Source organism: Kitasatospora sp. NPDC058406, assembly GCF_042722765.1.
Taxonomy (GTDB): Bacteria; Actinomycetota; Actinomycetes; order Streptomycetales; family Streptomycetaceae; genus Kitasatospora.
In genome coordinates this window covers 1-4229 of sequence record NZ_JBHXKE010000423.1, presented here as the reverse complement: position 1 = coordinate 4229, position 4229 = coordinate 1, and the positions used below count along the sequence as shown (strand labels likewise).

1 protein-coding gene and 1 pseudogene are annotated in these 4229 nt (G+C 74.4%); both read left to right on the top strand.

From position 1 onward, the window contains the following. The first annotated feature begins 369 nt into the window (after nucleotides 1–369). A complete protein-coding gene (locus tag ACFWOG_RS39870; RefSeq protein ID WP_380364550.1) occupies nucleotides 370–1932 on the top strand; it encodes a lipase maturation factor family protein in 1563 nt (520 codons plus the stop codon). A gap of 207 nt (nucleotides 1933–2139) precedes the next feature. Then, nucleotides 2140–4229, top strand: a pseudogene (locus ACFWOG_RS39865) (hypothetical protein); the annotation flags it as partial.

Sequence of the window (4229 nt, the reverse complement as noted above, 5' to 3'; positions counted from 1 at the left end):
CCACCCCGCTCCTCCCGGCGCTTCCCCGCGCTTCCCCGCGCTTCCCCGCGCTTCCCCGCTCCTCCCCTCTCCTCCTCGCGCCGGTCCTGGCGCGCAGCTCGCGGCCGAGCGCCGCCGACACCCGGCCCACCGCCGACACCCGGCCCACCGCCGACACCCGGCCCACCGCCGACACCCGGCCGACCGTCGATTCCCGGCCGACCGCCGACACCCGGCCCACCGTCGATTCCCGGCCGACCTCACCGACCGCCGTTCGTACCGGGCCCGTCCGGGACGGCCGTCCGGACGGCCACCGCCCGGGTGAACCGGCCGCCGGGCCCCCCGCACCCGCGCCCCGCGCGACGGGCGGCGATGGTAGGCATGGGCCGCATGCAGTGGTTCGCGGCACCCGAGTACTGGCTCAGCAGACTGCTCGTGCAACGGCTGCTGGCCGCCGTCTACCTGACCGGCTTCCTCGCCGCCGCCCTCCAGTTCCGCGCCCTGATCGGCGCCGGCGGCATGCTGCCCGTGCCCCGCTTCACCGCCCGGGTCCCGTTCCGGCAGTCGCCCGGTCTCTTCCACCTCCACTACAGCGACCGCTTCTTCGCCGCCGTCGCCTGGACCGGCGCCGCGCTCTCCGCCGCCCTCGCCGGCGGACTCGGCGACGCCGTCCCGCTCTGGGCGTCGATCCTCTGCTGGGCGGCGCTCTGGGTCCTCTACCTCTCGATCGTCAACGTCGGACAGACCTGGTACTCCTTCGGATGGGAGTCACTGCTGCTGGAGGCGGGCTTCCTCGGCGCCTTCCTGGGCAACGCCGACACCGCCCCGCCCGCGCCGGTTCTCTGGCTGATGCGCTGGCTGGTCTTCCGGGTCGAGTTCGGCGCGGGCCTGATCAAACTCCGCGGCGACAGCTGCTGGCGGGACCTGACCTGCCTGCGCTACCACCACGAGACGCAGCCCATGCCCGGTCCGCTCAGCTGGTTCTTCCACCGCCTGCCCGACCCGCTGCACCGCGTCGAGGTGGCCGCCAACCACGTCACCCAGCTCGCCGTCCCGGTCTGCCTGCTCCTCCCGCAGCCCGTCGCCACCTTCGCCGCCTGCGTCGTGATCGCCACCCAGCTCTGGCTGATCGCCTCCGGCAACTTCGCCTGGCTCAACTGGCTCACCATTGCCCTCGCCCTCGCCGCCGTCGACCCCGCCCGCCTCGGCCTCCCGGCCCACCCCCGGGCGTACGGTGCCGCGCCCGCCTGGTACGAGGCACTGGTCCTGGCCCTCGCCGCCGCCGTCCTCGTCCTCAGCTACTGGCCGGTCCGGAACATGGTCTCCCGCCGCCAGGTCATGAACCGTTCCTTCAACCGCCTCCACCTGGTCAACTCCTACGGCGCCTTCGGCAGCGTCAACCGGCTCCGCCAGGAGGTCGTGGTCGAGGGCACGGACGAACCGGCCGTCACCCGGCACACCGTGTGGAAGGAGTACGGCTTCAAGGGCAAGCCCGGTGACGTGCGCCGCCTTCCGCGCCAGTACGCCCCCTACCACCTGCGGCTCGACTGGCTGATGTGGTTCGCCGGCATCTCGCCCGCGTACGCCCGGCCCTGGTTCCTGCCCTTCGTCGCCCGACTGCTGGTCAACGACCCGGACACCCTCCGCCTGCTGCGCCACAACCCCTTCCCCGACGCCCCACCGACCCACGTCCGGGCGACCCTCCACCTCTACCGGTTCACCGATTGGCGCGAACTTCGCGAAACCGGCGCGTGGTGGCACCGGACCGCGCTCTCCGAGTACCTCGCGCCGGTCGACCTCGCCGCCCTCGGCCGCAGCGGGTACCGCCCGCCGCCCGGGCACCGGCTCCGCACGGTGCCGACGGAGCGGATCCGGCGGCCGGGAACACACGGGGCGCCCACGCACCACCCGCCCGGCCGAACACCGGACCACCCGCCCGGCCCTCCCGAGTAGCGGCCAGGTGAGCGGTATGGCACGCCACACCCGACCGATGGACGGTGGGTGCGTGCAAGGCTCGAACGGGCACCCGTATTCTTGGCCTCCACAACAGGCAGCCCGACCGCGCACCCCTTGGCCCCTCCCGCCGGGGCCCCACGCGCACCCGGACCGCCGTCCCCCTCGACGCCAGCCCCGCCGCAGTCGCCCAGAACCGGACCTCACATGACAGTGCTTCACTCGCGCAACGCCGACGCAGCCGACGCCGCGGACGCCAAGGACGCCACCGACGCCAAGGACCTGGAGCAGACCCGCGGCCAGGCGGTCACCGCCGACACCGACCTCCGGGAAGAGCTCGGCCGGTACGCCGACCTCGGCGCCTTCACCCTCACCGCCGACACCCACGCCTGGTACGCGGCCGTCGACACCGTCGCCAGCCCCGAGGACGCCCGCGCGGCCTCCACCGTCCTCGCCGAGCTGCGCGGTCACGACCTCCAGCAGACCTGGGAGGACGTCACCGCGCTCGCCGCCGAGGTCAAGATCGACGCACCGGACACCGTCGGCAAGACCGCCGTCCTGGTCGAGATGCTGCAGCTCGTCCACCGGACCTCGACCATCCTCACCGGTGCCGCCTACGACGCCGACCTCGGCACCCTCGTCGCCGCCACCGCCGACCGGGCCTGGCGCCGTGAGCGGGGCGTCAAGCTCTCCTGGCTGCGCGCCCGCTCGCTGCGCAAGCAGGCCGCCGCCCTCGCCGCCACCTCCGGCCGACCGCGCCCGCAGGACCTGCACGAGGCACTCGCGTCGGCGGAGGTCGAACGCCGCGCCTGGACCGCCCTCGCCCCCGCCGGCACCCTGCCCGTCCCGCCGGCCGACGGCGCACTGGTCCACCGCACCGCCCTGGCGTTCGAGGCCATCAACACCGGCCTGCGCGACCTCGCCCGGCTGCTGCCCGGCCAGGACCTCGACGCGCTGTCCTTCCCGGACCTCGTCGACCTCGTCGACCGGCTCGCCGCGGACGAGGGCACCCTCTACCGCCTCCCCACCATCCGCACCCTGCGCGCCACCCTGGAGGACGCCGGCCTCGCCGACCTCCTCTCCGAGCTGACGGCCTCCCGCGCGGACCGCCGCGCTGCCGAGGCCGCCTACACCGCTCGCCAGGCGCTGGCCGGCGGCCAGCGCGACGGCCTCGCGGGCAGCGGCGAACCGGCCCCCACGGCGGAGGCCGAGGCGGCCGACGTCGAGACCGCCGGTGAGGCCGACGTCGTCGAGACCGAGGCCCCGACGGCTGCCGGGACCGATCTCGCGGACACCGAGACCGACGGCGTCGCGGACACCGCCGCGGACATCGCCGCCGAGGCCGAGGCCGGCGTCGATGAGTCGCCGGTCGAGGTCGAGGCCCCGGCCTCCGAGGCCCCGGGTACCGATGAGGCGGAGGCCGAGGCGGCCGTCGAAACGGTCGTCGAGTCGACCGTCGAGGAGAAGCCGCTCGTCGTCACTCTCCCCGCTCCGTCACCGGCTGCCGATGACCTGGTCGGCGCCGCGCCGGTGGAGCCTTCGGCCGCAGAGGTCGAGACGGTGACCGAGGAGACTCCTGTCGTGGAGGCCGAGGCCGCTGACGCCGACGAGACCCACACCGAGGACAGAACGGCCGAGGACGAGACGGAGACCGAGTCCGTCGCCGAGCCGGTCGAGGAGGTCGCGACCGAGGTCGAGGCTCCGGCCGCCGCGGTGGTCGAGGCCGAGGTTGTTGCCGAGGAGACTCCGGTCGTCGAGGCTCAGGTGGAGGTCGTGGCCGAGAAGGCTGCTGCCGTCGAGGTCGCGGTGGTCGAGGAGACTGCGGCGGTCGAGGCTCCGGCGGTCGAGGCTTCCGCCGAGCCCGTGGTCGAGGAGACCGCGCCCGCCGTGGTCGAGGCTGAGGTTGTGGCCGAGGAGGTCCCGGTCGTCGAGGTCGTGGCCGAGCCCGTGGTCGAGGCGCCGGTCGAGGCCGAGAAGGCCGAGGCTGTGGTGGTGGAGACCGCGTCTGTCGAGGTCGTCGTCGAGGCTTCCGCCGAGCCCGTGGTCGAGGAGACCGCGCCCGCCGTGGCCGAGGCTGAGGTTGTGGCCGAGGAGGTCCCGGTCGTCGAGGTCGTGGCCGAGCCTGTCGTCGAGACTCCGGTCGAGGCCGAGAAGGCTGCTGCCGTCGAGGTCGCGGTGGTCGAGGAGACTGCAGCGGTCGAGGCTCCGGTGGTCGAGGCGCCGGTCGAGGCCGAGAAGGCCGAGGCTGTGGTGGTGGAGACCGCGTCTGTCGAGGTCGTCGACGAGGCTCCCGCCGA